The sequence below is a fragment of the Rhodococcus sp. Z13_19A genome (assembly GCF_058133575.1).
The window spans coordinates 104,179-128,734 of the sequence record NZ_JBYUNN010000004.1 but is presented as its reverse complement, the minus strand read 5'-3'; the positions used below and the strand labels follow the sequence as shown (position 1 = coordinate 128,734).

21 protein-coding genes are annotated in these 24,556 nt (G+C 74.4%); 9 read left to right on the top strand and 12 right to left on the bottom strand.

Annotated features, from left to right (window positions below; all coding sequences use genetic code 11):
* The first annotated feature begins 106 nt into the window (after positions 1-106).
* The gene (locus AC3YNX_RS15585) at positions 107-691 is read left to right on the top strand and encodes a PPA1309 family protein (protein WP_489996053.1); all 585 of its coding nucleotides are present in this window, start codon (positions 107-109) and stop codon (positions 689-691) included.
* A gap of 5 nt (positions 692-696) precedes the next feature.
* Here the strand turns inward: AC3YNX_RS15585 and AC3YNX_RS15580 are convergent, their stop codons facing one another.
* Entirely contained in the window at positions 697-1,722 is a 1,026-nt protein-coding gene (locus AC3YNX_RS15580) for a YlbL family protein (protein ID WP_489996052.1), read from the bottom strand.
* 143 nt (positions 1,723-1,865) lie between these two features.
* Between AC3YNX_RS15580 and AC3YNX_RS15575 the strand changes: the two genes are divergently transcribed.
* Positions 1,866-3,260, top strand: coding sequence for a zinc-dependent metalloprotease (locus AC3YNX_RS15575; protein WP_489996051.1), 1,395 nt, complete (start codon positions 1,866-1,868; stop codon positions 3,258-3,260).
* Between the two features lie 12 nt (positions 3,261-3,272).
* Here AC3YNX_RS15575 and AC3YNX_RS15570 read toward each other — a convergent pair whose 3' ends face one another.
* Positions 3,273-3,911, bottom strand: a complete 639-nt coding sequence (locus AC3YNX_RS15570; RefSeq protein ID WP_489996050.1) for a M48 metallopeptidase family protein — start codon at positions 3,909-3,911, stop codon at positions 3,273-3,275.
* Between the two features lie 164 nt (positions 3,912-4,075).
* On the opposite strand from AC3YNX_RS15570, the gene AC3YNX_RS15565 reads away from it, so the two are divergent.
* The 4 genes from AC3YNX_RS15565 to AC3YNX_RS15550 all read left to right on the top strand — a co-directional run bounded on the left by AC3YNX_RS15565 (position 4,076) and on the right by AC3YNX_RS15550 (position 8,068).
* On the top strand, positions 4,076-4,225 hold the full coding sequence (locus AC3YNX_RS15565; protein ID WP_164860650.1) for a DUF5679 domain-containing protein: 150 nt from the start codon (positions 4,076-4,078) through the stop codon (positions 4,223-4,225).
* Positions 4,226-4,230: 5 nt separating this feature from the next.
* Complete coding sequence (locus AC3YNX_RS15560) at positions 4,231-5,751, top strand: cellulase family glycosylhydrolase (RefSeq protein WP_489996049.1); 1,521 nt, start codon at positions 4,231-4,233, stop codon at positions 5,749-5,751.
* Between the two features lie 63 nt (positions 5,752-5,814).
* Positions 5,815-6,774, top strand: coding sequence for a TOMM precursor leader peptide-binding protein (locus AC3YNX_RS15555; RefSeq protein WP_489996048.1), 960 nt, complete (start codon positions 5,815-5,817; stop codon positions 6,772-6,774).
* Positions 6,755-8,068 carry an ABC1 kinase family protein gene (locus AC3YNX_RS15550; protein WP_489982685.1) on the top strand — a complete coding sequence of 438 codons (1,314 nt, stop codon included), beginning with the start codon at positions 6,755-6,757 and terminating at the stop codon, positions 8,066-8,068. The genes AC3YNX_RS15555 and AC3YNX_RS15550 overlap by 20 nt, the downstream gene beginning before the upstream one ends.
* 7 nt (positions 8,069-8,075) lie before the next feature.
* On the opposite strand, the gene AC3YNX_RS15545 is transcribed toward AC3YNX_RS15550, so the two are convergent.
* The 3 genes from AC3YNX_RS15545 to AC3YNX_RS15535 all read right to left on the bottom strand — a co-directional run bounded on the left by AC3YNX_RS15545 (position 8,076) and on the right by AC3YNX_RS15535 (position 11,204).
* Positions 8,076-8,282, bottom strand: coding sequence for a hypothetical protein (locus AC3YNX_RS15545; RefSeq protein ID WP_489996047.1), 207 nt, complete (start codon positions 8,280-8,282; stop codon positions 8,076-8,078).
* Complete coding sequence (locus AC3YNX_RS15540) at positions 8,279-8,563, bottom strand: WhiB family transcriptional regulator (RefSeq protein WP_489996281.1); 285 nt, start codon at positions 8,561-8,563, stop codon at positions 8,279-8,281. The genes AC3YNX_RS15545 and AC3YNX_RS15540 overlap by 4 nt, the downstream gene beginning before the upstream one ends.
* 469 nt (positions 8,564-9,032) lie before the next feature.
* Positions 9,033-11,204: an ATP-dependent DNA helicase UvrD2 gene (locus tag AC3YNX_RS15535; protein WP_489996046.1), complete on the bottom strand. Its 2,172-nt coding sequence runs from the start codon at positions 11,202-11,204 to the stop codon at positions 9,033-9,035.
* Positions 11,205-11,371: 167 nt separating this feature from the next.
* On the opposite strand from AC3YNX_RS15535, the gene AC3YNX_RS15530 reads away from it, so the two are divergent.
* Positions 11,372-11,614, top strand: a complete 243-nt coding sequence (locus AC3YNX_RS15530) for a mycoredoxin (protein ID WP_489996045.1) — start codon at positions 11,372-11,374, stop codon at positions 11,612-11,614.
* Between the two features lie 49 nt (positions 11,615-11,663).
* Here the strand turns inward: AC3YNX_RS15530 and nudC are convergent, their stop codons facing one another.
* Genes nudC through AC3YNX_RS15505 form a run of 5 tightly spaced genes read right to left on the bottom strand, consistent with a single transcriptional unit; the run spans position 11,664 to position 16,801 of the window.
* Positions 11,664-12,650, bottom strand: coding sequence for an NAD(+) diphosphatase (gene nudC, locus AC3YNX_RS15525; RefSeq protein ID WP_489996044.1), 987 nt, complete (start codon positions 12,648-12,650; stop codon positions 11,664-11,666).
* Entirely contained in the window at positions 12,647-14,023 is a 1,377-nt protein-coding gene (locus AC3YNX_RS15520; RefSeq protein ID WP_489996043.1) for a M16 family metallopeptidase, read from the bottom strand. Before AC3YNX_RS15520 ends, nudC begins: the two co-directional genes overlap by 4 nt.
* Positions 14,020-15,306, bottom strand: coding sequence for a M16 family metallopeptidase (locus AC3YNX_RS15515; protein ID WP_127783665.1), 1,287 nt, complete (start codon positions 15,304-15,306; stop codon positions 14,020-14,022). Before AC3YNX_RS15515 ends, AC3YNX_RS15520 begins: the two co-directional genes overlap by 4 nt.
* Positions 15,307-15,315: 9 nt before the next feature.
* Positions 15,316-15,777, bottom strand: a complete 462-nt coding sequence (locus tag AC3YNX_RS15510) for a hypothetical protein (protein ID WP_489982680.1) — start codon at positions 15,775-15,777, stop codon at positions 15,316-15,318.
* Positions 15,767-16,801 (bottom strand): potassium channel family protein, encoded by a 1,035-nt coding sequence (locus AC3YNX_RS15505; protein WP_127783667.1) that lies wholly within the window; start codon positions 16,799-16,801, stop codon positions 15,767-15,769. Before AC3YNX_RS15505 ends, AC3YNX_RS15510 begins: the two co-directional genes overlap by 11 nt.
* 159 nt (positions 16,802-16,960) lie before the next feature.
* On the opposite strand from AC3YNX_RS15505, the gene mihF reads away from it, so the two are divergent.
* Both mihF and AC3YNX_RS15495 read left to right on the top strand, forming a co-directional pair.
* Complete coding sequence (gene mihF, locus AC3YNX_RS15500; protein WP_127783668.1) at positions 16,961-17,272, top strand: integration host factor, actinobacterial type; 312 nt, start codon at positions 16,961-16,963, stop codon at positions 17,270-17,272.
* Positions 17,273-17,485: 213 nt separating this feature from the next.
* Entirely contained in the window at positions 17,486-17,863 is a 378-nt protein-coding gene (locus tag AC3YNX_RS15495; protein ID WP_489996042.1) for a hypothetical protein, read from the top strand.
* Here the strand turns inward: AC3YNX_RS15495 and AC3YNX_RS15490 are convergent.
* Together AC3YNX_RS15490 and AC3YNX_RS15485 are read right to left on the bottom strand one after the other, a co-directional pair.
* The gene (locus AC3YNX_RS15490; RefSeq protein WP_489996041.1) at positions 17,860-21,174 is read right to left on the bottom strand and encodes an ATP-dependent helicase; all 3,315 of its coding nucleotides are present in this window, start codon (positions 21,172-21,174) and stop codon (positions 17,860-17,862) included. The genes AC3YNX_RS15495 and AC3YNX_RS15490 overlap by 4 nt on opposite strands.
* Positions 21,171-24,548 (bottom strand): ATP-dependent helicase, encoded by a 3,378-nt coding sequence (locus tag AC3YNX_RS15485; protein WP_489996040.1) that lies wholly within the window; start codon positions 24,546-24,548, stop codon positions 21,171-21,173. Before AC3YNX_RS15485 ends, AC3YNX_RS15490 begins: the two co-directional genes overlap by 4 nt.
* Positions 24,549-24,556: the final 8 nt, after the last annotated feature.

Here is a 24,556-nt window from a genome sequence, read left to right as displayed (position 1 = left end):
GTCCCCCGCCTCCGGCGGCCCGGATGCCCGATTTGTCCCCCGCCTGCAGCCGGCCCAGCAGCGGCCCCTGGTGCCCGCCCCGCGTCGACCCTGGGACCATGGGGCCATGAGCCTGCTGTCACCGTCCGCCCTGTCCACCTGCGTGCGCGAGGTCGTCGCCTTCGTGGACGACGCCGGGTGGGACCAGCCGCCGCAGCTGTTCGCCCTGGTGCCCACCGCCGAGCTCCTGGAGCGCGAGCCCGACCTGGCCGAGGGTCTGTCCAGCGACTCCGAGCTGACCCCGGTGGCCCAGGAGCCCTTGCCCGGCGGCACCGAGGGCGGCTCCCCCGAGCTGGACGAGGCACTCGCCGGGATCACCTGGCCGGAGGCCGTCGCCGGCTGCGTGCTGGTGCAGGAGATCCTCATCCTGCCGCCGGAGGCCGAGGCCGAGCTGGACCAGGTGACCGAGCAGACCGCCGACGAGGCCGAGGCCGAGCGGGTGGCTCTGCAGCTGGCCGCCGAGCACCCCGAGCGCCAGGAGGCTCGGCTGGTGGCGGCGGTGCTGCGCGGCGGGGAGTCGCTCTGCCTGCTGCAGCTGCGCCCCGACGCCGCCCAGCTGGCCGCCGACCCCGACGCCGAGCCCGAGCTGCTGGAGCACCCCGAGCTGGCCCCGAACCTGGTGGCCGCCCTGCAGGCGACCCTGGAGGAGTAAGGCGCTCAGCAGCGCGGCGGCTGGCCGCCGGCGTTGACCGTGTTCAGCGCGTCCACCGCGGTGCGCAGGGTGTCCACCTTGATCAGCTCGAGGCCCTCGGGCACCCGCTGCAGCGCCTCCGCGCAGTTGGCCTGGGGCACCAGGAAGGTGGTCGCCCCGGCCTCCTTGGCCTTGATCATCTTGAACGGGATGCCACCGATGGGACCGACCTTGCCGACGCCGTCGATGGTGCCGGTCCCGGCCACGAACTTGCCGCCGTTGAGGGTGCCGGTGGTCAGCTTGTCCACCAGGGCGAGGGCGAACATCAGCCCCGCCGAGGGACCGCCGATGTCGGCGAGGTTGAACTCGATGGTGAAGGGCGCATCCGGCGTGGTGTCGGGGGTGATCCCGATGTAGCCGCGATCCTCGTCCTCCGATCCCTGCGCCAGGGTGATGGTGGCCGAGGTCTCCGGGCCGCCGTCGTGGCGGTAGGTGACGCTCACCCGCTCGCCTGCCTTGGTGTTCTTCAACGCCTGCAGCGTCTCGTAGGCGGTGCTCACGGGCTTGCCGTTGACCGACACCAGCTGGTCACCCGCGGCCAGCACCCCGTCCGCCGGTGAGCCCTGGGTCAGCGCGCCCACCGTCACCTTGGTCGGCACCTGCAGGTACAGCAGCGCCGCGGCCTCCGCGTTGTTCTCCGACTCGGCGAAGTCCTGGGCATTCTCCTGCGACACCTGCTCCCGGGTCTTCTCCGGCGGGTAGATCTGGTCGCGCGGCACCAGTGCGTAGCGCCCGCTCACCCACAGCCCGATCGCGCCGAACAGGCTGATGCCGTCGTTGACGGCGACCGTGGTCATGTTCAGGTTGCCCTCGGTGGGCGCGGTCTCCCGGCCCTGCACCTCCACCACCGGCTTGCCGTCCACCTCGCCGAGGGTGTTGAACGTCGGTCCGGGGCCCAGCGCGACGTAGGGCACCTGCACCGCTCCCCCGAACCCGCCCAGCACGACGATGAGCACGAGCCCCACAATGAGGGTGGTTGTCCGACGCGTCACGGGGTCAGCGTAGAGCCCGGTCCTGGCCGGCCCGCTCCGGCAAGCCCGTCCGGTCCGCGCGCCGGTGTGGTCAGGGGTCGTGTTCGCCCAGAGCGTGCCCCGATGGTGCGGAACCGGCGACTGCTGCCGGGTACCGTTGACCCATGAGTAATCTCCCCTTCGGCTTCTCCGGCTCCGGTGACGACTCGGGCGACGACGACGAGCGCGGCAAGCGATCCTCGGACAACCCCTTCGGCTTCGGTGGCGGCGGCGCGGGTGGCTTCGACCCCGCGGCCCTGGGACAGATGCTGACGCAGTTCGGCCAGATGCTCGCCAACGCCGGCAGCTCCAGCGGCCCGGTCAACTACGACCTCGCCCGCCAGCTCGCCGAGCAGCAGCTGGGCCCGGTCCCCGCGCTCAAGTCCGGTGAGTCCGACGCCGTGCGGGACGCGCTGCGCCTGGCCGAGCTGTGGCTGGACGACGTCACCCCGCTGCCCGCCGGCTTCCGCCAGGGCGCGGCGTGGACGGCCAAGGACTGGCTCAGCAACACCATGCCCACCTGGCAGCGGCTGTGCGACCCGGTGGCCACCAAGATGGCCGGCGCCTGGGTGGAGGGGCTGCCCGACGAGGCCAAGCAGATGCTCGGCCCGATGATGGGCATGATGAGCCAGATGGGCGGGATGGCCTTTGGCTCCCAGCTGGGCCAGGCGCTGGGCCAGCTGTCCAAGGAGGTCCTCAGCTCCACCGACATCGGGCTGCCGCTCGGCCCCGAGGGCACCGCCGCGCTGCTGCCCCAGGCCATCGCCACGTTCACCGAGGGACTGGACCGCCCCGACCACGAGGTGATGGTCTACCTCGCCGCCCGCGAGGCCGCCCACCACCGCCTCTTCGCGCACGTGCCGTGGCTGCGCCAGCGCATGCTCGCCACCGTGGAGGAGTACGCCAACGGCATCACCGTGGACTTCTCCGCGATGGAGGAGATGGCCCGCAACCTCGACCCGGCCACCCTGGGCGACCCGGCCGCGCTGGAGCAGGCGCTGAGCCAGGGCACCTTCGGCCCCACCACCTCCCCCGCGCAGAAGGCCGCGCTGCAGCGGCTGGAGACCCTGCTCGCGCTGGTGGAGGGCTGGGTGGACCACGTGGTGTCCGACGCGGTGCACAACCGGCTGCCCGGCGCCGACGCGCTGCGCGAGACCCTGCGCCGCCGCCGCGCCAGCGGGGGCCCCGCCGAGCAGACCTTCGCCACCCTGGTGGGCCTGGAGCTGCGGCCGCGGCGGCTGCGCGAGGCCGCCGAGCTGTGGCGCGTGCTCGCCGAGCGCAGCGACGCCGCCACCCGCGACGCGGTGTGGGCGCACCCTGACCTGCTGCCCAGCTCCGACGACCTGGACGACCCGGTGGCCTTCGCCGAGCGCTTCCTGATGAGCCGCACCTCCGGCTCCGACAACCCCATGGAGGAGCTCGAGCGCACCATGGCGCGGGAGAGCGAGGAGGCCGCCCGCAAGGACGAGCCAGGTGAGGACGACGGCGACACCGGCGACGGGCCGAACCTGCAGAAGTAGGTCCTGCCCCGCTCAGTCCAGCGCGTCGGGCGGCGCCGCAGCCACGTCGTCGTCCGGCTCGCTGTCCTCCGGCTGGCCTCCGCCCGGCTGGCTCACCGCGGCGTGTTCGGCGGCGGAGAGGCCCTGCAGGTAGCCGATGGCCCGCTCGGCGAGCGGGTACTGGTGCACCAGCGACCAGAAGCGCGGCGTGTGGCCGGACTCCAGCAGGTGCGCCAGCTCGTGCACCAGCACGTAGTCCAGCACCCAGGCCGGGGCGGTGCGCAGCCGCTCGCTCACCCGGATGGACGCATCGGCCGGGGTGCACGACGCCCACCGGGTGCGCATCGCCGGCACCCAGCGCACCACCGCCGGCCGCGCCGTCCCCGCCAGCCACCGCGCGGAGAGCTGCTCCGCGCGACGCACCAGGTCGGCGTCGGAGCGTCGGGTACCGGTGGCGCGGCGGCGCTCGGAGCGCTCCAGCTTCTCCAGCATGGTGGCCACCCAGCGGGCCTCCTCGGCCTTGCTCAGCCGCGCCGGCACCAGCACCACCACGGTGTCGCCCTCCCGGCGGACGCTCACGGTGCGACGACGCTTGGCGCTGCGGCGCACCTCCACCTTGGGTGCGGCTGACCCGGCGGCCGGTGCTGGGGAGCTGTGGGGGTCGGCTGGCACGGGTGCCACCGTAGCGAGGTCCCCAGGCAGGACCTCCGGCGCCGCTACGCCGTGCGGAGCCCACGAGTGGTGGGTACCGTCGGTTCCCGCAGCTCAGAGACCCACACTCTCCGAGGTGCGCAGCTACTGACCGTGCAACCCAGGGTCCACGAAGGAGCGCCGCAATGGCCGACACCTACAACGGGTACTGCGTCAAGTGTCGGGAGAAGCGGGACTTCCAGGGCGAGGTCACCGAGACCAACGGTCGTCGCATGGCCAAGGGCACCTGCCCGGTGTGCGGCACCAAGATGAACCGCATCCTCGGCAAAGCCTGACTCCAGTGCGTCGCCCCGGATTGCGCCGATCCGCAGCGACGCTGCTGGCCCTCGGGCTGGCCGCCGCCGCACTGGTGGGTACCGGCACGCCCGCAGTCGCGGCGCCCGAACCAGCCGCCTCGACAACCCTGCCCGGCCCCGGCCCCTACGGCGTGGCGGGCCGCTGGATCCTGGACGCCGACGGCCGGGTGCTCATCACCAGCGGCGTGAACATGGTGAACAAGCGCGCCCCCTACGCCCCGGACGCGGTGGGCTTCGACGACGCCGACGCCGCCTTCCTCGCCGCTCACGGCTTCGACAGCGTCCGGGTCGGGGTGATCTGGAAGGCCGTGGAGCCCGAGCCCGGCCGCTACGACGACGCCTACCTCGACCGCATCGCCGCCACCGTGGACACCCTGGCCCGGCACGGCGTCACCTCGCTGCTGGACATGCACCAGGACATGTACAACGAGCGCTTCCAGGGTGAGTTCGCCCCCGACTGGGCGGTGCTCGACGACGGGCTGCCCGCCTGGCCGCAGCTGGGCTTTCCCACCAACCAGTTCCTGCAGCCGGCGCTCATCCGCGCCTACGACCACTTCCTGGCCAACGACCCCGGCCCCGGCGGCGTGGGCCTGCAGGACCGCTTCGCCGCGGCGTGGGGGCACGTGGCGGCGCGCTTCGCCGGACGCCCCGGGGTGCTGGGCTACGACGTGCTCAACGAGCCCTGGCCCGGCTCGCAGTGGTTGGGCTGCGTGCTGGCCACCTGCCCCAGCTCGGCGGCCGGGCTCACCGCCCTGCACCAGCGGGTGGGGGCGGCCATCCGCGCCCAGGACCCGCACACCCTGGTGTTCACGGAGCCGTTCTCGCTGGCCAGCGCGGGCGCGCCGATGGTCACCGGCAACCCCGGGGTGGCCAACCAGGGGCTGTCGTACCACCTGTACTGCCCGGTCACCTTCGTCACCGGTGCCGACGCCGGCTGCGGGTACTTCGACCCCCTGGTGCACGCCAACGCCGACGCGTACTCCCGGGCCACCGGGGCGGCGCTGCTGGTCACCGAGTTCGGCGCCACCAGCAAGCCCGACGTGCTCACCGGGGTGATCGACCGGGCGGCGGCGGCGATGGTGGGCTGGCAGTACTGGGCCTACTGCGGCTGCAACGACCCCACCACCGCCGACCTGGCTGAGCAGGGGGTGGTGGAGGATCCCGCCGAGCCACCCACCGGCGCCAACGTGCGGGCGGAGAAGCTGGCGCTGCTGTCGGTGCCGCACCCCCGGGCCCTCGCCGGCACCCCGCTGGGCTACGCCTTCGACCGCGCCGGCCACACCCTGTCGCTGCGCTACAGCACCGCCCGCGCCGACGGATCCGGCGCCTTCGCCGCCGGCGCCCGCAGCACGGTGGCCACCCCGGCCGGGCAGTACCCGACCGGCTACCGGGTGAGCGCAGTGGGCGCGCGGGTGGTCTCCGCGCCCAACGCCGCGGTGCTGGAGCTGGCCGCCGAGCCGGGAGCCACCGAGGTCAGTGTCACCGTCTTCCCCACCCAGCCCTGACCGCTGTCCACAGCTGCGCGAACCCGGCCCGAGGCGGGGGCTGGGCGGCGCAGAGTGGCCGCCATGACGACCACTGCCACCACCCACAGCGCCATCACCCGTACCGCCCGCCCCGTGCTCGACCTCACCGTGCGGGTGCTCACCCGCCCCGGCGGCCAGGTGCAGCTGGGCTGGGACCCCGAGCGCGCGGTGCTGGTGCAGGCCAGCCGGGCGTCCGACGCCCAGCCGCTGGCGGAGCTGCTCAACGGCCTGGACGGCAGCCGCACCGTGGCCGAGCTGGGCGAGGCCGCCGCGCACGCGGGCCTGACCGAGCCCGAGCTGCACCGGCTGCTGGACGAGCTCGACCAGGCCGGGATGCTCACCGTCACCGGTCGACCGAGCGCGGCCAACCCCGTCCCGGTGCACGTGCACGGCCAGGGCCCGATCAGCGACGCCGTGGCCGACGCGCTCGCGCTGGCCGGGCACCCGCCCAGCCGCTCGACCCGCTGGCCCGGGCTGCCCCGCGGCTGGATCCGCACCGCGGGAGTGGTGGTGCTGGCCGACACCCTGGTGGCCGACCCGTGCCTGGCCGCGGAGCTGGTGCAGGCCCAGGTGGCGCACCTGTCGGTGCGGCTGCGCGACGGGCGCGGCCTGGTGGGACCGCTGGTGCTGCCGGGACGCACCAGCTGCCTGCGCTGCGCCGACCTGCACCGCACCGACCGGGACCAGCACTGGCCCGCCCTGGCGGCGCAGCTGCACGGCCAGGCCGGGCACGGCAGCCCGGCGGCGGTGCGGGCCACCGCGGGGGTGGCGCTGGGTCAGCTGGAGCACCTCACCGAGCCCGCCACCGCCACCACCGGCCCGCCCCCGACGCTGGGCGCCACCATCACCGTGGACGTCCACCGGGCCGAAACCACCCGCCGCGTGTGGCGTCCGCACCCCGATTGCCCTTGTGGCGCACATGAATTAAGACTTGCCGAGCCCGAAGCCCACACGCCGGACGGCAATCGGCGACAATGTGACGGTGTCCGACATCCCTCGTAGCAGCGCTGCCCGCACCGCGAAGCTGGCCAGCTTGCCCATCGGCTTTGCCGGACGAACCGCCGCAGGATGGGGAAAGCGGCTGGCCGGTCGGAGCAGCGAGGACGTCGGCGCCGAGCTGAGCGCCAAGACCGCCGAGCAGCTGTTCGCCGTGCTGGGCGAGCTCAAGGGCGGGGCGATGAAGTTCGGCCAGGCGCTCAGCGTCTTCGAGGCCGCGGTGCCCGACGAGATGGCCGGGCCCTACCGGGAGGCGCTGACCAAGCTGCAGGCGAGCGCGCCGCCGATGCCCGCCGCCACCGTGCACAAGGTGCTGGCCGAGCAGCTGGGCACCGGCTGGCGGGAGCGCTTCCAGTCCTTCGACGACGTCGCCGCCGCCGCCGCCAGCATCGGCCAGGTGCACCGCGGGGTGTGGCACGACGGCCGCGAGGTCGCCGTCAAGATCCAGTACCCCGGCGCCGACGTGGCCCTGCGCTCGGACCTGCGCCAGCTGCAGCGCTTCGGCCGGATGTTCCAGTCGGTGATCCCCGGCATGCAGGTGCGGCCGCTCATCGACGAGCTCCGCGAGCGCATGGAGGAGGAGCTCGACTACCGGGCCGAGGCCGACAACCAGCGCGCCTTCGCTGCCGCCTACGACGGCGACCCCGACTTCATGGTGCCCAAGGTGGTGGCCAGCGCCCCCAAGGTGATCGTCTCCGAGTGGGTGGAGGGCACCGGGCTGTCCACCGTCATCGCCGAGGGCACCCCGGAGCAGCGCAACGAGATGGGCCGGCTGCTGGCGCTGTTCCACTTCTCCTCCCCTGCCCGCGCCGGGCTGCTGCACTCCGACCCGCACCCGGGCAACTACCTGCTGCTGCCGGACAACCGGATGGGCGTCATCGACTTCGGCGCGGTGGCCCGCCTGCCCGACGGCCTGCCCGTGACGTTCGGGCGGATGATCCGCCTGGCCATCGACGACAAGCCCGATGAGCTGATGGAGATGCTCCGCGAGGAGCGCTTCGTGCCGCGCAGCGCCGACCTCGACCCCGCCGAGGTGCTCGGCTACCTGCGGCCGTTCGTGGAGCCCATGCAGGAGGAGACGTTCCACTTCACCCGGCGCTGGATGCAGGGCCAGGCCGAGCGGGTGAGCGACGTGCACAGCGATGAGTTCCAGCTGGCCCGCTCGCTCAACCTGCCCCCGCAGTACCTGCTGATCCACCGCGTGACGCTGGGCTCCATCGGCATCCTCTGCCAGCTAGACGCCGAGGCCCCCTTCCGGGCCATCGTGCAGGAGTGGCAGCCCGGCGCCGCTGAGGAGTAGCCCCGCACTAGCCCAGGCGACCGACCGCGCCCAGCCAGGGCGTCCGGTGGAGCTGCCGCGCCTGCCTGCGCAGCGCCCGGGCCTGCCGGCGCAGCTGCCGCGCCTCCTGCCGCAGCTGGTTCGCCTGGTGGCGCAGCTCCACCAGGTGCAGCGCGTTGTGCTGCTCCGCACGAGTCCGCACGGTGGGGATCTCGGTGCCCGCGACGATGTTCACGACGCCTCTCTCGGCGCGGGGTGCTTGCGGGGGCGGCCACGGGGCCGCTTGCGGCTGACGACGCAGCCGTGCTGGAGCAGCTCGCCGCCCCAGACGCCCCAGGGCTCGGCCCGGTCGAGCGCGTCGGCCAGGCAGCGCTGCCGCAGTGGGCAGTGCCCGCACAGGGTCTTGGCGTGCTCGACGTCGGTGGGGCTCTCGGCGAACCAGAGGTCGGCGTCGGCGTGGCGGCACGGCAACGGCAGGGTGTCGATCTCCTCCTGCCGGGCCTCCGGCGGCGGCAGGGACCGCTGTCGGCTGCGGGGGCGGGTGGGGGTGCTGACGGGAGACACCTGAGGAGTCCTTCTCTTCAGTGAGCACTAGCCAGTGCTGTCGGGACGGGGCGGCGAGTGCGTGCGGCCGGGGTCGTCACCGAGTGCGGTGCACAAAAAGACCACGGTCCGCGCGCTGCGGGGCCGTGGTCTGGAGGAGCAGGGAGACTGCTAGGAGTCACTCCAGGCGACGGGCGCGCGACGGTTGCGCCGGTTGGCGGACGGTGCGGCGCACGGGAACGCGGCGCCGACACGTGCCGCTGCCCCACGGGTGCGGGCCATCGTGGTGTTGTCCATCGTCGCCACCTCCCTCGTCCTGCTCATCGCTGCTCGTCGTTCGCGCTGGTCTCGTCCTGGTGCTGTCGTGCCGTGGTGCTGCGGAGAAGGCTATGCCAGGGGTGCGCGGGCTCACAACCCATTTATGACCTGCGGTTTTGCCCGCTCAGGCGTCGCTGGTGGAGCGGTCGGCCTTGACCAGGCCCAGCACCTCGGCGCCGAAGCGCTCCAGCTTGGCCGCGCCGATGCCGGGGATGGCCACCAGCGCGGCGTCGGTGGTGGGCTGCTGCTCGGCGATGGCGGTGAGGGTGGCGTCGGTGAACACCACGTAGGCAGGCACCTTCAGCTCTGCCGACCGCTCGCGCCGCCAGTCCTTCAGCGCCTCGAGCAGCTCGTCGTCGAGGTCGGAGGGGCAGTCCTCGCACCGGCCCAGCTTGACCGACAGGGTGCCGGTGAGCACGGCGTTGCACACCCGGCACACCGCGCGCTTGCGGTTGCTGCGCGAACCCTGCTCGGGACGACTCGGCGTGCGCGCCGCCGGGGAGTCGGCGGGCACCAGGCCCTGCAGGAAGCGGGAGCGGCGCCGGCTCTTGCGCCCACCGGGGTTGCGGGACAGCGCCCAGGACAGGCAGAGCACCTCGCGGGCGCGGGTGACGCCCACGTAGAGCAGCCGCCGCTCCTCCTCCACCGCGGCCTCCTCGGCCGCGCCACCCTCGCCCAGGGCGTGCTGGATGGGCAGCGTGCCCTCCACCAGGCCCACCAGGAACACCGCGTCCCACTCCAGGCCCTTGGCGGCGTGCAGCGAGGACAGCGTCACGCCCTGCACCACCGGCGGGTGCCGCGACTCCGCGCGGCTGGCCAGCTCGCTGATCAGCCGCCCCAGCCCGGCCCGGGGCTCGTGGGCCACCAGCTCCTCGGCCACCTGCACCAGCGCCAGCAGCGACTCCCACCGGTCGCGGGCGTTGCCACCCGAAGGGGCCTGCGCGGTGAGGCCCACCGGCTCCAGCAGGGCGCGCACCAGGGCGATGAGGTCCACCGGGTCGTCTCCTGCCTCGCCAGCACCGCCGGCCTGGCCCACCCCGTTCTGCTCGGCCTTGCGCAGCACCTGCACCGCCTGGCGCACCTCGGGCCGCTCGAAGAAGCGGTCACCGCCGCGCACCTGGTACGGGATGCCCAGCTCGGTGAGCGCCTGCTCGTGCACCTCCGACTGGGCGTTGATGCGGTAGAGCACCGCGATCTCCGCGGCCGGGGTGCCCGCCTCGATCAGCTTCTTGATGCGCGCCGCCACCGCGGTGGCCTCGGCGGACTCGTCGTCGTGCTCGGAGAAGTGCGGCTCCACCCCGTTGGGTCGCTGCCCGATCAGCTGCAGCCGGCTGCCGGCCACCCGCCCCTTGGCCGCACCGATCACCCGGTTGGCCAGCGAGACCACCTGCGGGGTGGAGCGGTAGTCGCGCTCCAGGCGCACCACGGTGGCCTCGGGGAAGCGCCGGGAGAAGTCCAGCAGGTAGCGCGGGGTGGCGCCGGTGAAGGAGTAGATGGTCTGGTTGGCGTCGCCCACCACGGTGAGGTCGTCGCGCTCGCCCAGCCACGCGTCGAGCACGCGCTGCTGCAGCGGGGTGACGTCCTGGTACTCGTCCACCACGAAGCAGCGGTAGCGGTCGCGGAACTCCTCGGCCACCGCGGAGTGCTCCTCCAGGGCGGCGGCGGTGTGCAGCAGCAGGTCGTCGAAGTCCAGCTGTCCGCTGCGGGCCTTGAGCGCCTCGTAGCCGGCGTAGACCGCGGAGACCTGCTCGGCCGAGCCCGGTGGGTCGCGGCGGGCGCGCACGGCGGCGGCCGGGTAGTCCTCCGGCGCGATGAGCGTGGCCTTGGCCCACTCGATCTCCCCGGCCAGGTCGCGCACGTTCTCGGTGCTGGTCTTGGCGCCGACCCGGCTGGCGGCCTGCCCGACCAGGGAGAACTTGCGGTCCAGCAGCTCCCACGGGGTGTCGCCCACCACCTGCGGCCAGAAGTAGCGCAGCTGGCGCAGCGCGGCGGCGTGGAAGGTGCGCGCCTGCACCCCGCCGATGCCCAGCCCGCGCAGCCGGGTGCGCATCTCGCCGGCGGCGCGGGAGGTGAACGTGACGGCCAGCACCTGCCCCGGGGAGGTGTGCCCGTGCTCCACCAGGTGCGCGATGCGGCGGGTGATGGTGCGGGTCTTGCCGGTACCCGCGCCGGCCAGCACGCACACCGGCCCGCGGGGCGCCGCGACCGCCGCCTGCTGCTGCTCGTCCAGGCCGTCCAGCACCGCCGCGACGTCGCTGGGCTGGGCGGAGGTGGCGGGCTGGGCACTGTCTGGCATGCCTGCCATCCTCTCAGCCCGCACCGACACGCACGGCACCCCTCCGGGTGTCCGCCTCGGCGCGCTACCGTGCCCGGGTGAGGTGGCTGAGGCGGTGGCGCAGGCTCCGGTACCGGGCGGCGGTGCGGGCCGGGAAGCAAATGCCGTCTGCCGGTGTTGTTCCGGCCATGGGTGAACTGACGATGTACTCGACCGCGTGGTGCGGCTACTGCCGCCGACTGAAGATGCAGCTCGACGAGGCGGGGGTGGGCTACACCGAGATCGACATCGAGGCCGACCCCGCGGCCGCGAAGTTCGTGGAGGGCGTCAACGGCGGCAACCAGGTGGTGCCCACCGTGGTGTTCCCCGACGGCACTGCCGCGACCAACCCCTCCTTCGCCGAGGTGCAGGCCAAGCTCGCCGCCGCCTGACCCTCGCTTCCCGAGAAGCCCGGCGCCTGATCACCAGGCGCCGGGTTTTTCATGCCTCGGCCCAGGACTCCAGCATCCCGCGGGCGATGGACACCGCGCCCGGCAGCAGCAGCGGCAGCTCGGCCGTCGGGGCGCTGGCCCAGTGCCCGGCCGCCAGCGCGGCCTTGATCTCCTCCCGGGTGAACCAGGCGGCCTCGGCGATCTCCCCCTCCCGCGGCACCACCGGCTGCGCGGAGTCGGCCACCGCGGCGAAGCCCAGCATGATCGAGCGCGGGAACGGCCACGGCTGGCTGCCCAGGTAGCGCACGTCGCTGACCGTGGCGCCCACCTCCTCGCACACCTCGCGGCGCACGCACGCCTCCAGCGACTCCCCCGCCTCCACGAACCCGGCGAGCACCGAGAACCGGCCCTCGGGCCAGGACGGCTGCCGGCCCAGCAGCACCTGGTCGGCGCCGTCGTGCACCAGGCAGATGACGGCCGGGTCGGTGCGCGGGTACTCCTCGTGCCCGTGCGCCTCGCAGCGGCGCGCCCACCCGGCAGCATGGGCCAGCATGGTCGCTCCGCACACCGCACAAAAGCTGGTGCGGGCGTGCCAGCCGAGCAGCGCGGTGGCCGTGGCCAGCATGCTCGCCTCGGTGGGTGCCAGGTCGGCCCCGCCCATCCGCAGGTCCACCGTCTCCACCCGGCCACCACCGGCGGGGGCGGGCAGGTACGGCACTGTCACCGCCCAGACGTCAGTCGCCGCGGCAGCGTCCCCGGCAGCAAGCACTGATGAGCCGGCCACCACCCGTCCGTCGGTGACCATCCCGCTGCCCAGCAGCACCGCGTCCGCCGGGGGCTGGGCGGCGATCTCGGTGGCGCGACCGAGCTGCAGCGCCCCGTCGTGCACCGCGGCGTGCCCGCGGGGATCCACCCGCAGCAGCGCCGCGCTCTGCCAGCCCGACCGCAGCCGCTCGTCGTCCACCCGCACCAGCTCGTCGCGCACCAGCGTGTCGCGGGCGAGCATCGGCGGCTCGCTCAGCTGGAAGTCGCTCATCGAGCAGCGGGCAGCTCGACCGAGCCCAGCGTGCCGAGGTCGGCGCCGATGGTGGCCACGTCGCACTGCACGATGCCGGTGAAGCGGCCGGGGCCGAACATCCGCGCGGCGGCCGCCCGCACGTCGTCGTTGCTCACCTCGGCCAGGCGCAGCGGGTGGGTGCGCACCCAGTCGGCGTCCACGCCCAGCGGCAGCAGCCGGGCCAGCGTGGAGGCCAGCCCGCTCTGGGTGGACAGCGAGATGGACAGCGCCCCGATGGCGTACTGCCGGGCGGAGGCGATCTCGGCGTCCGTCGGCGGCACGTGCACCACGCGGCTGAGCTCGTAGGTGGTCTCCATCAGCGCGGCGGCGGTGGTCTCCCGCGACGTGTCCAGCGACACCGACAGGATGGCCCCGGCCGAGGAGGTCTCCATGCCCGAGGAGGCGCCGTAGGTGTAGCCCTTGTCCTCGCGGACGTTCTCCATCAGCCGGGAGGAGAAGTAGCCGCCGAAGACCAGGTTGGCCAGCTGCGCGGCCGGGTAGGTCTCGTCCAGCCGGGACACGCCCTGCGTGACCAGCCGGATCTGCGACTGCACCGCGCCCGGGCGGTCCACCAGCAGCACGTCGGCCGGGGCGATGGCCGGCCACGGCGGCAGCACCGCAGCGGTGGCCTCGGAGGTCCAGCCGGCGAGCGCGCTGCGCACCTGCGCCACCGCGTCCTCCGGGTCGAGGTCACCCACCAGCACCAGCAGCGACCCCCGGGGCACCACGGCCTGGGCGTGCAGCTGGCGCACCTGCTCGGCGGTGACCGCGGCGACGTCCTCGGCCTGGGGCACCTCGTTGGCCGAGGGGTGATCACCGAAGGCCCGGTGCAGCAGCGCTTCCCGCGCGAGGACGCCGGGCTGGGAGCGGGCGACCTCCAGCCGCTCCACCAGCCGGCTGCGCTCGCCGTCGACCTCGCGGTCGGGGTAGGTGGCGCCGGTGAGCACGTCGGCGAGCACGTCCAGCAGCACCGGCAGCCCCTCGGCCAGCACGGAGCCGTCCACCGCGAGGTGCTCGGGGTCCACACCGGCGGAGAGGTCGGCACCGACGGCGGCCAGCTCGGTGTCCACCTGGTAGCGGTCGCGGCGGTCGGTGCCGGCGAACAGCGCGGCGCTGAGCACCTCGGCCCGCGCCGGGTGGGTGGGCTCGCTGCCGGCGAAGGGCACGCCGAGGCGGATCTCCACCATCGGCACCGAGGTGTTCTGCACGGCGAGCACCCGCAGGCCGTTGTCCAGCACGGTCTCGACCTGCGCGCGCTCGGCGGCGGCGCGCTGCTCGCCCAGCTCGGGCAGCGCGCGGGGACCCAGCGCGGTGGTGGCGATCTGCTCGGCGGTGCGGGCGGGGCTGGTCACTGGTCGGCTCCTGGCTTCACTTCGAGGACGGCGCGCGCGCCGGGGGTCAGTGCCGCGGCGGCGGCGGCCACCTGCTCGGCGGTGACCGCGGCGATCAGGTCGGGCAGCTCGGCGGCCAGCTCGGGGCGGGCGAACAGCAGCTCGGTGGAGCCGAGGTCGAGGGTGCGGGAGACCAGGCGGTCGCGCTCGCGGTGCGCGCCGGCCCGCCAGCGCGCCTGCACCCCGGCCAGCTCGGGCGCCGACGGACCGGTGCGGGCCAGCTCGGCGACCTCGGTGTCCACCGCGTCGAGCACCTGGCGGGTGCTGGCCTCCGGGGCGTGCACCGCGGTGATGACGAACGGGTCGGGGTCGCGGGCGTCCAGCGGATCGCCGAAGAGGCCGCAGCCGGCGGAGATGTCGGCGACCAGGCCGTCGCGCTGCACCAGGGTTCGCTGCAGCCGGGCGGAGTCGCCGTCGGTGAGCACCGCGCCCAGCACCACTGCGGCCAGGTAGCCGTCCAGGTCGGTGGCCGGGTCGGGCAGCCGGTAGCCCACGGCCAGGGCGGGCAGCGGAGCGTGGCGGTCCTCGTGCACGGCCCACTCCTCGGCGGTCAGCGCCGGCTCGGCGAAGCTGGGGCGCTGCGGGCGGGGGCGGGCGGGGACGTCGCCGAGGTGCTTGTGCACCAGCTCGGTGGCGCGCTCCACCTCGAAGTCGCCGGCCACGGTGAGCACTGCGTTGGCCGGGGCGTAGTAGGTGTCGAAGAAGGCCGCGCAGTCCTCGACCGTCGCCTCCTCCAGGTGGCTGAAGTCGCCGTAGCCGTTGTGGGCGTTGGGGAAGGTGTCGAACAGCACCGGCGGCAGCAGGATCCAGGGCAGGCCGCCGTAGGGGCGGTTGTGGACGTTGAGCCGGATCTCCTCCTTGACCACCTCCACCTGGTTGGCCAGGTTCTCCGGGGTGATCTTGGGCGCGCGCATGCGGTCGCCCTCCAGGAACAGGGCCCGCTCCAGCGCGGCGGAGGGCAGCACCTGGAAGTAATCGGTGTAGTCGGGGTGGGTGGAGCCGTTGAACACCCCGCCCGAGCTCTGCACCACCCGGAAGTGCTCCAGCTTGGGCAGGCTCTCGCTGCCCTGGAACATCAGGTGCTCGAAGAGGTGGGCGAAGCCGGTGCGTCCCTCCGGCTCCGAGCGGAACCCGACGTCGTAGTGGACGGAGACCGCCACCACGGGACTGGTCGGGTCGGGTGCGAGCAGAACTCGCAGGCCGTTGTCGAGGGTGAGCCGGTGCACTGCGGGAACGTGAGCCACGCGCCGACCCTATCCCTGCGGCGCCTCGGGGTCTCGGCGGGAGCGGGCCCGCACCGCCGCGGCCGCCAGGCCGCCCGCGAGCACCGCGGCACCCGCCAGGGCGAGCACCGCCGTGGTGGGGCTGGCCTCCCCGGCCCTGGTGCCGGCCAGGGCAACCCGGGCGGGGACGGCGCCGCCCGGGGCCAGGTTCACCAGCACCCGGGTGCCCACCGGGCTGCCGCAGCCGTCGAGGTCCCTGCTCACCGGCCCGCCGGGTCCGGCGACCAGGACGGTGTCCGACCCGCCGCCGGTACAGCTGGCGGTGGCGGTGACCTCGGCGCTGGCGACCACGTCCGCACCCGGGGGCACCGGGGTGGTGAGCAGCACGACGGCGGCAGTGGCGATGGCGCCCAGTACGACGGCGAGCAGCAGGTACACGTCGCGGTGACGCGCCCACGCTGCTGCAGCGGTCGGGCCTGGGCTAGTCGGCATTGCGGATGTAGAGCAGCCGGTCACCGTTCTCGATGGCGTCCACGGCGGGCTCGTCCACCCGGTAGAGGATGTCGTTGCGCACCACGCCGAGCACGATGTCGGACAGGTGCCGCGGTGACCCGCCGACCTCGCGGGGCTCCACGTCGCGCTCGGCGATGGCGAAGCCGGCGTCCGGGGTGAGCAGGTCGGCCATCATCTGCACGATGGTGGGTGCCGTGGTGGCGATGCCCAGCAGCCGGCCGGCGGTCTCCGAGGACACCACCACCTGGTCGGCGCCGGACTGGCGCACCGAGTGCACGTTGTCGGCCTCGCGCACCGCGGCGATGATCTTGGCCTTGGGGGCCAGCTCGCGGGCCGAGAGGGTGGCCAGCACCGCGGTGTCGTCGCGGTTGGCCGCGACGATGATGGAGGCGGCGCGCGGGACGTTGGCCAGGCGGAGGATGTCGGAGCGAGTGGCCGAGCCGTGCACCGTCACCACCCCCAGCGCGGTGGCCTCGGACAGCATGGTGGCGTCGGTGTCCACCACCACGATGGAGCTGGGCTCGACCCCGTCACCGAGCAGGGCGGCCACGGCGGAGCGCCCCTTGGTGCCGAAGCCGATGACGACCGTGTGTCCACGCACTTTTTTGCTCCACCTGTTGATCTTGAATGCCTGGCGAGACCGCTCGGTCAGCACTTCCAGCGTCGTCCCGATGAGCACGATCAGGAAGATCACGCGCAGCGGCGTGATCACCAGGCCGTTGATCATCCGAGCGCTCGGAGTGTAGGGCGTGATGTCGCCGTAACCGGTGGTCGACAACGTCACGGTGGCGTAGTAGAAGCAGTCGGCGAGCGACAGCGGCGTCTCGGTGACGTCGCGGTAGCCGTTGCGGTCGAGGTAGACCAGACCGACCGTGGCGATCAGCGCGGTGAGCGCGCCGGCGATGCGCAGCAGGATGGCGCGGGTGGGTCCGTAGGTGACTCCCGGAACCGTCACCGCGCTGAGGGCACTCTGCTCCTCGGGCGGCAGGGAGCGTCTTGACATGGTGCCCAGTTTTCACGCACCGGCCCTGATCGGGTTGTTCCGGCCCCTGGACACGCCGAAAACTCGCCATTTTGTGTGTCGCGCAACGATTCGCGCAGGTACTAGTGCATGGTGGAGGCGGAGTTTCAGTCCCCCACACATCTTTGGAGAGCGATACCCATGGCCCTTCCCACCATGACCCCCGAGCAGCGCAGCGAGGCGCTGGCCAAGGCCGCCGCTGCCCGCACCGCCCGCAAGGAGCTGCTGGACCAGGTGAAAGCAGGCAAGCTGAGCCTGGCCGACGTGCTCGCCAAGTCCGACACCGACGAGCTGGTGAAGAAGACCAAGGTGCTCGCCGTGGTCAAGGCCCTGCCCGGCGTCGGCGCGGTGCGGGCCAGCCAGATGCTCGAGCAGGCGCAGATCGTGGACACCCGCCGCGTGGGTGGCCTGGGCGCCCGGCAGCGTGAGGCGCTGATCTCCGCCGCCTCCTGACCTCCTGACCTGCACCGAGAGCGCCCCGCCAGCTGTCTGGCGTGGCGCTCTCGGCGTTGCAGGCGCACCCTGTGATGCGGCACACGCCGGGCACTGTCGCCCGTGCCCGCCACGACGGGGTGGAGGTTTGCGATGAGCAGCGAGACGCAATCGGAAATGTCGCAGAGCAGTGATGGATCCGAGTCCGGGGAAAGCGACCGGGAGCGCGGCGCGGTGATCAGCTCCGCCGCGACGAGTGAGCCGAACACGGCCACTGACTCGGACAAGTCCGGCAATTCGAAGAATGGCGCGTCGTCGTCCGAGGATTCGGGCAGCGACTCCGGCGACGAGTCGGACGGCGAGTCCGGCAGTGCCGAGACCGAGGTGGACCCGGAGACGCTGAAGGACGCCGAGAAGAAGGTGGCCAACCTGCAGGACCGCTACGAGCCGGGGGCGCGACCGACGGTGGTGGTGCCCGGCACCGGTGGGACGGTGGCCGGGACGGCGTTCGCCGACGACGTCGAGGGGTCGGGCTCCTCGGACTCTGAGGAGTCGGACTCCTCGGGCTCGGACGACTCAGGCTCGGACGCCAAGGAGGCGGACGCGAGCTAGCTGCCGGCGAGCAGGTGGGCCAGGTCGTCGGCGTCCATCAGGTCGGTCGGCGCCAGCGTCTCGTCGTGGCGGACGTAGTGGAACGCCGCCCGCACCCGCTCCAGCGGCACGTCGGCCAGCTCGGCCCACGCCACGCGGTAGGCCGCCAGCTGCACCTGTAGCGCGTGGCGGCGGGCGGGCTCGGGGACCGCGCCGGTCTTCCAGTCCACCACGGTGAACCCGCCGTCGGCATCGGCGAACACCGCGTCGACCCGCCCGCGCAGCACGGTGCCGGCCAGCACCGTCTCGAAGGGCACCTCCACCTCCACCGGGCGGCGCTGCGCCCAGCTGGAGGCGAGGAAGGCGTCCTGCAGCTGCTGCAGGTCGGCCTCGGGCACGGCGTCGGCGTCGGCGGAGCCGGGCAGGTCCTCCATGTCCAGCAACCGGGTGGCGCCGTAGCGGCGCTCCACCCAGGCGTGGAACGCGGTGCCTCGGCGGGCCAGCGGGTTGGGCGGGAACGGCAGCGGCCGGCGCAGCCGCTGGGCCAGCGCGTCGGGATCGGCGGCCAGCTCCACCAGCTGGCTGACCGACAGCTGGGTGGGCAGGGCCACGTCGCTCACCGTGGCCTGGCGCCGGTTGCGCTCGGCCAGCAGCGCGTCCACGTCGGCGATCCACCCGTCGGGGTCGTCGCGCTCGGTGGTTCCGTCCGGGTCGTCGCCGGCGGGTGCGGCGCTGGCCTGCTGCTCGGCGACCGGCTGGGCGGCCAGGGCGTCGAGCACCCGTGCGGCCCCGGCCTGCACCGCCCCACGGCGCGCGCCGAGCGGGTCGGCCGGCCACACGGCGCTGCGGACCTGGCTGAGCACCGGGTTCTCCGCGTCCTCCTCCGGGGCAGGTGCCCAGTGCTCGACGGTGCCGACCTCGGCCACCAGGTCGTGCAGCGCGGTGAGGAACTCCGACGGTCCGCGCGGGCCCTTGCCGGTGTTGCCCCACTGGTGCCCGGACACCAGCAGGGTGTGCTCGGTGCGGGTGAGCGCCACGTACAGCAGGCGCCGCTCCTCCTGCAGCCGCCGGGCGTCCACCGCCTTCTCGTGGGCGGCGAAGGTGTCCTCCAGCTCCTTGCGGTCGAAGCAGCGGCTGAGGTCGAGCACCGGCACACCCTCGCCACCGTCGGTCTCGGCGGCGTCGCCGCGCAGGTGGGAGGGCAGCTCGGTGGGGTTGAGCAGCCACGATGACGAGCGCTTGGTGGTGGGAAACACCTTGTCGCTCAAGTGCGGAACTGCCACCACTTGCCACTCCAGGCCCTTGGCGGCGTGCACCGTGAGCACCTGGACGCGGTCGGGGTCGACCTCCACCTCGCCGGGGGTGAGCCCGTCCTCGGCGTCCTCGGCGGCGGCGAGGTAGCTGAGCAGTCCCTCGATGGTGGCGGTGGGGGTGTTGCTGGCGTAGCCGGTGACCACGTCGGCGAAGGCGTCGAGGTTGGCGCGCCCGCCGGCCCCGTGCACCCCCACCTCGATGTCCACCGCGAGCACCCGCTCCACGTCGGCGACCAGCTCGGGCAGCGGCTGGCTGAGCCGCTCGCGCAGGGCGGCCAGCTCGTCGCCGAGCGCCGCGATGCGGGCGTAGCCGTGGGTGGAGTAGCGGTGTGCGGGGCCGGGGTCGGCCAGGGCGTCCACCAGCCCGGCGACCTCGGCGTCCTCCACCGGCATCGCCGACTCCAGCACGTGGGTGAGGGTGCTCGGCCCCTCCTCCGCCGGTCCACCGCCGCGGACGGCCAGCTCGGTGGCCCGGCGCCACAGGGTGAGCAGGTCAGCGGCGCCGATGCGCCAGCGAGCGCCGGTGAGCACCCGCACCGCGGCGCTGCCGGCCAGCGGGTCGGCCAGCAGCCGCAGCACGCTCACCACGTCGCGCACCTCGGGGGTGTCCAGCAGTCCTCCGACGCCGACCACCTCCACCGGCAGCCCCTCAGCGCGCAGCGCGTCGGCCACCCCGGCCATGTCGGCGCGGCGGCGGACCAGCACGGCGGCGGTGGGCACGGGCTCGCCGGCGGCGCGGGCCTCGCGGTAGGTGCGGGCGACGTGCCCGGCCACCCAGCCGAGCTCGGTGGCCACGTCGGGCAGCAGCGCGGCGCGCACGTCGCCGGCGGGCGCACCGGGGCGGGCCCGCAGCTCGGACACGGGCACCCCGGTGGCGCGCAGCTCGGCGGAGATGCCGTTGGCCAGGTACAGCGCCTCGGCGGGGTTGCGCCAGCTGGTGAGCAGCTCGCTGCGCGGGGCGGGGCTGCCGGCCCGGTTGCGCGGGAAGTCGGTGGCGAAGCGGGGCAGGTTGGCCGCCGACGCCCCGCGCCAGCCGTAGATCGACTGGATGGGGTCACCCACCGCGGTGAGCGCCAGCTCTGGGTCGCGCCCGCCCCCGAACAGCGAGGTGAGCAGCACCCGCTGGGCGTGGCCGGTGTCCTGGTACTCGTCCAGCAGCACCGCCCGGAAGCGCTGGCGCTCGGCGGCCCCCACCTCGGGGTGCTCGCGGGCCAGCCGGGCGGCCAGCGACATCTGGCTGCCGAAGTCCAGGGCGGACTCCCGCTGCATGGTCTCGGCGAGCCGCTCCAGCAGGGGCAGCAGGATCAGCCGCTGGTCCTGCGCCTCGAGCACCCGCAGCAGGGGCTTGGTGGGCCCGCCCCGCTGCTTGGGCCCGGGCGGGAGGGTGTGGATGAGCCGGTCGAGCTCGGTGCGGCTGTCCAGCAGCGCCTCTGGCTCCACCAGGTGCTCGGCGAGCTGACCGGCGAGCTCGCGCAGCCGGGCGGTGATGGTGCCGGGCACGGCGGTGGTCTCCAGGTCGTGGCCCCAGGTGCTGACCACGCGGTGCGCCAGCTGCCAGGAGGCAGTCTCGCTGAGCAGCGTGGCGGAGGGCTCCACCGGCAGTCGCAGCCCGTGCTCGGCCAGCAGCCGACCCGCGTAGGCGTGGTAGGTGCTGACCTCGGGCTCGGCGGCGCGGACCCGGGCGGTGAGCTCGCCGCTGGGGTCCACCCGCTGCAGCAGGTCGGTGCCGGCCAGGCGGTGCAGCCGGGTGCGGATGCGCGAGGCCAGCTGTTGGGCGGCCTTGCGGGTGAAGGTGAGGCCGAGCACCTGGTCGGGCGGGAGGATCCCGTTGGCCACCAGCCACACCACGCGGGCGGCCATGGTCTCGGTCTTGCCGGCCCCGGCACCGGCCACCACCAGCGCCGGACCGAGCGGCGCGGCGATGACCGCCTCCTGCTCGTCGGTGGGCGGCGGCAGGCCCAGGGCAGCGGTGAGCTCGGCGGGGCCGATGCGCGGCGTGCGGGTGAGCGTGCTGGTCATGACCCACCCACCTGGCGGCCGGAGTCCTGGGCCGGGCAGGAGCCGTTGACCGGGCAGTGCGTGCAGCCGTCGTTGACCACGGCGAGGAACTCCGGTCCCTGGGTGGCGGCGGCCGCATCGATCACCCGGCCGCGCCACTGGGCGCGGGTCTCGTCGGTGAGCGCGGGCTGGCTGCGCTGGGTGGCGCCCTGCTTGGCGTGCGCCTTGGCCACGTAGACCAGCCGGGCCCCACCGGAGGGCGCGTCCGGGCTGACCTCGGCGACACCGCCCTCGGCCGCGGCGACCTGGTAGGTGGCCAGCTGGGCGTGCTCTGCGGCGGCGTCGGCGGTGACCGGGTTCTTGGAGGTCTTGACGTCCACCACCACCAGGCGGCCCAGGGCGTCGCGCTCCAGGCGGTCGATGCGGCCGCGGACGCGGACCTCGAGGTCGGCGGCGTCCTGGTCTGCTTCAGGTTCGTGTGCCGCTTCGGGCTCTGCTGGGCTGCTCTCCGTGCCGGTGCCAGTGCGTCCGCGCAGCAGCACGTCGACGTCCACCTCCACCGCCACCTCGGTGAGGTCGGCGCGGCTGCGCTGCCACCACTGCCGGAAGGTCTCCAGCATCCCGCGGGTGCGCTCCAGCTCCAGTCGCGAGTACCACGGCGCGCCCACGTCCACGGCAGTCCACGCCCGCTCCAGGGCGGCGTCCACCTCGTCCGGGCTGGCCTTCTCGGCGATGGCCTGCACCAGGGCGTGCACCAGGGTGCCGGTGACCGCCGAGGTGGCGGAGCCGTCCTGGCCGCCGTGGCGCTCCAGCAGCCAGCGCAGCGGGCAGGTGCTGAGCAGGTCCACGGTGGAGGGTGACACCGGGACGGGTCCGTCGCCCGGATGCCACAGCTGCGCGGCGGTGCTGGTCTCGCCGAGCCCGTACCAGCTGTCCGGGTGGGCCCCGCGCACTCCGGCGGCGGCCAGGCGGGCCAGCTGTGCGGCGGCCCGGTCGCGGCGCTCGACGTCGGCCTCCGGGTCGCACACCACGGCCCGCAGGTCGGCCACCAGCTCACCGAGCACCAGCGCCCGGCCCACCGGCGCCGCCCGCGGGTCGGGCTCGTCGGGGTCCACCGAGTCGGCGTCCAGGCCGGACACCTCGTCCACGAACCGGGAGGCCAGCAGGTCGGTGTCGCCGGCGGCGCTGTTCACCGCGGTGACCAGCAGGGTGTGCGCGGCGCGGCTGCACGCCACCAGGAACAGTCGTCGCTCCTCGGCCAGCAGCGGCGCGGTGCGCGAGAGGGTGTCGAACAGCGCCGGGTCGGTGCCGGCGACGATGTCCACCAGCTGCTCGGTGCCCAGCAGGCTGCCCTTGCTGCGCAGCGCCGGCCACAGCCCCTCCTGCACCCCGGACACCGCCACGGTGTGCCACTGCCGCCCCGCCGCGGAGTGCGCGGTGAGCACGGTGACCGCGTCGGTGGTGCCGGCCGCGGTGAGCGCGTCGGTGCCGCCGGTGGCCAGCTCCTGCTCGCTGAGGTACTCCACGAACCCGGCCACGCTGCCCGCGGGCAGCCGGTCGACGTAGCGGGCGGCGGCGTCGAACAGGGCCACCACCGCGTCGAGGTCTCGGTCGGCCTGCGCACCGGCCGCTCCCCCGCGGGCGGCGGCGGCCACCCAGCGGCGCTCCAGGGCACTGGCCTGCCAGGCGGCCCACAACACCTCCTCCACCCCGCGGCCGGCGGTGAGCACGGCACGGGCGGCGGCCAGCACGCGCTGCACCCGGCGCAGCGGCTCGGCCTCGGCGGCGGTGAGCGCGGTGAGGGGGTCGTCGGCACGGTTGCGCGCGGTGGAGTCGGCAGAGGGGGCCAGCAGCAGCTCCCGGATCAGCTCGGCGGAGTCGCGGTCACCGCCGGCGGCCAGCTCCACCCGCCGCAGGCCCCGCCGCAGCCGGCGCAGCGACACCGGGTCGGCGCCCCCGAACGGGGAGGTGAGCAGGGCCAGAGCCGCCTCGTCGTCGAAGGTGACCGAGTCGTCGTCGGCGGTGAGGGCGGTGAGGGCCAGCAGCAGCCCCTGCGCCGCCTGCTGCCGGGCCAGGGGCAGGTCGGTGGTGGGCACCTGCACCGGCACCCCGGCGGAGAGCAGCGCCCGGCGCAGCGCGGGCAGGGCACGGGTGGTGGAGCGCACGATGACGGCCATCTCGGCGTAGGGAACACCGTCCATCAGGTGGGCGCGGCGCAGGGTGTCGGCGACGTGCGCCGCCTCCTGGGCCACGGTGCGCAGCAGCCGCACCTGCACCCGGCCGGCGGGGCCGTCCGTGCGGGCGGCGGGGCCGCGCTGCGGGGCGGCGCCGGGCAGCCGCGAGCTGATCCGGGCCACCACGTCGGCCACCGCGGGGGCGCAGCGGTGGCTGGTGGTGAGCAGCACCCGGTGCCGGGCGGGCAGGTCGGCCAGGAAGGTGGGGTCGGCGCCGCGGAAGCCGTAGATCGCCTGGTCGGTGTCGCCGGCCACCACCACCTCGCGGGTCCCGGCGCCCAGCTGGCGCACCAGCTCGGCGGCGTGCGGGTCGAGGTGCTGGGCGTCGTCCACCAACAGGTGCCGCACCCGGGAGCGCTGGTCGGCCAGCAGCTCCGGATCACCCGCGAAGGCGTCCAGCGCCCCGGAGACCAGGCCCGCGGCGTCCACCGCGGGGGCGCTGGCCTGCGGCGCCTCCATGCCCACCGAGCTGCGCAGCAGCAGCACCTGCTCGTACAGCAGCCCGAAGCGCCCGGCGGCCACCCACTCCTTGCGCTTGTGCGTGCGCCCCAGCTTGACGAGGTCCTCCGGGGCCAGCCCGCGCTCGGCGGCCCGCAGCAACAGGTCGCGCAGCTCGCGGGCGAACCCGGTCATCCCCAGGGCCGGGCGCAGCGAGTCCGGCCAGCCGGGGGCGCCGTCGGCGATCTCCCCGCGCAGCAGCTCCCGGATCACCGCGTCCTGCTCGGCGCCGGTGATGAGGCGGGGCGGGGGGTTGTCGTGTGCGGCCGACTGCAGGCGCAGCACCGCGAAGGCGTAGGAGTGCACGGTGCGCACCAGGGGCTCGCGCACGGTGTGCGCGCCTGCACCGCCCACGCCGGCGGCGGCCAGCCCGGCGGTGACCTGCACCCGGATGTCCCGCGCGGCGCGGCGGGAGGCGGTGAGCACCAGCACCGACTCCGGGTCGACCCCCGGGGTGCGCAGCCGCCGCACCGCCAGGTCGACCAGCAGGGACGTCTTGCCGGTGCCCGGACCACCCAGCACCGAGACCGGCGCCCACGCCGCCCGCGGCGCCGGCAACCCGTCGAGCAGCTGGGCCGCCTCCCCGTCCCAGTGCCGGACGGGGTGCGCCACGGCGGGTGCCCGCACCAGGCGGCTGCGCTGCCGCTCCCCCGTCCTGACCACGCGGCTAG

Bases quoted from the DNA above. Each gene is read 5' to 3' on its own strand.
- AC3YNX_RS15490 (WP_489996041.1), bottom strand. From the start codon at position 21,174: ATGACCAGCACGCTCACCCGCACGCCGCGCATCGGCCCCGCCGAGCTC.
- AC3YNX_RS15510 (WP_489982680.1), bottom strand. From the start codon at position 15,777: ATGCCGACTAGCCCAGGCCCGACCGCTGCAGCAGCGTGGGCGCGTCAC.
- AC3YNX_RS15575 (WP_489996051.1), top strand. From the start codon at position 1,866: ATGAGTAATCTCCCCTTCGGCTTCTCCGGCTCCGGTGACGACTCGGGC.
- nudC (WP_489996044.1), bottom strand. From the start codon at position 12,650: ATGAGCGACTTCCAGCTGAGCGAGCCGCCGATGCTCGCCCGCGACACG.
- AC3YNX_RS15565 (WP_164860650.1), top strand. From the start codon at position 4,076: ATGGCCGACACCTACAACGGGTACTGCGTCAAGTGTCGGGAGAAGCGG.
- AC3YNX_RS15530 (WP_489996045.1), top strand. From the start codon at position 11,372: ATGGGTGAACTGACGATGTACTCGACCGCGTGGTGCGGCTACTGCCGC.
- mihF (WP_127783668.1), top strand. From the start codon at position 16,961: ATGGCCCTTCCCACCATGACCCCCGAGCAGCGCAGCGAGGCGCTGGCC.
- AC3YNX_RS15585 (WP_489996053.1), top strand. From the start codon at position 107: ATGAGCCTGCTGTCACCGTCCGCCCTGTCCACCTGCGTGCGCGAGGTC.
- AC3YNX_RS15505 (WP_127783667.1), bottom strand. From the start codon at position 16,801: ATGTCAAGACGCTCCCTGCCGCCCGAGGAGCAGAGTGCCCTCAGCGCG.
- AC3YNX_RS15535 (WP_489996046.1), bottom strand. From the start codon at position 11,204: ATGCCAGACAGTGCCCAGCCCGCCACCTCCGCCCAGCCCAGCGACGTC.
- AC3YNX_RS15555 (WP_489996048.1), top strand. From the start codon at position 5,815: ATGACGACCACTGCCACCACCCACAGCGCCATCACCCGTACCGCCCGC.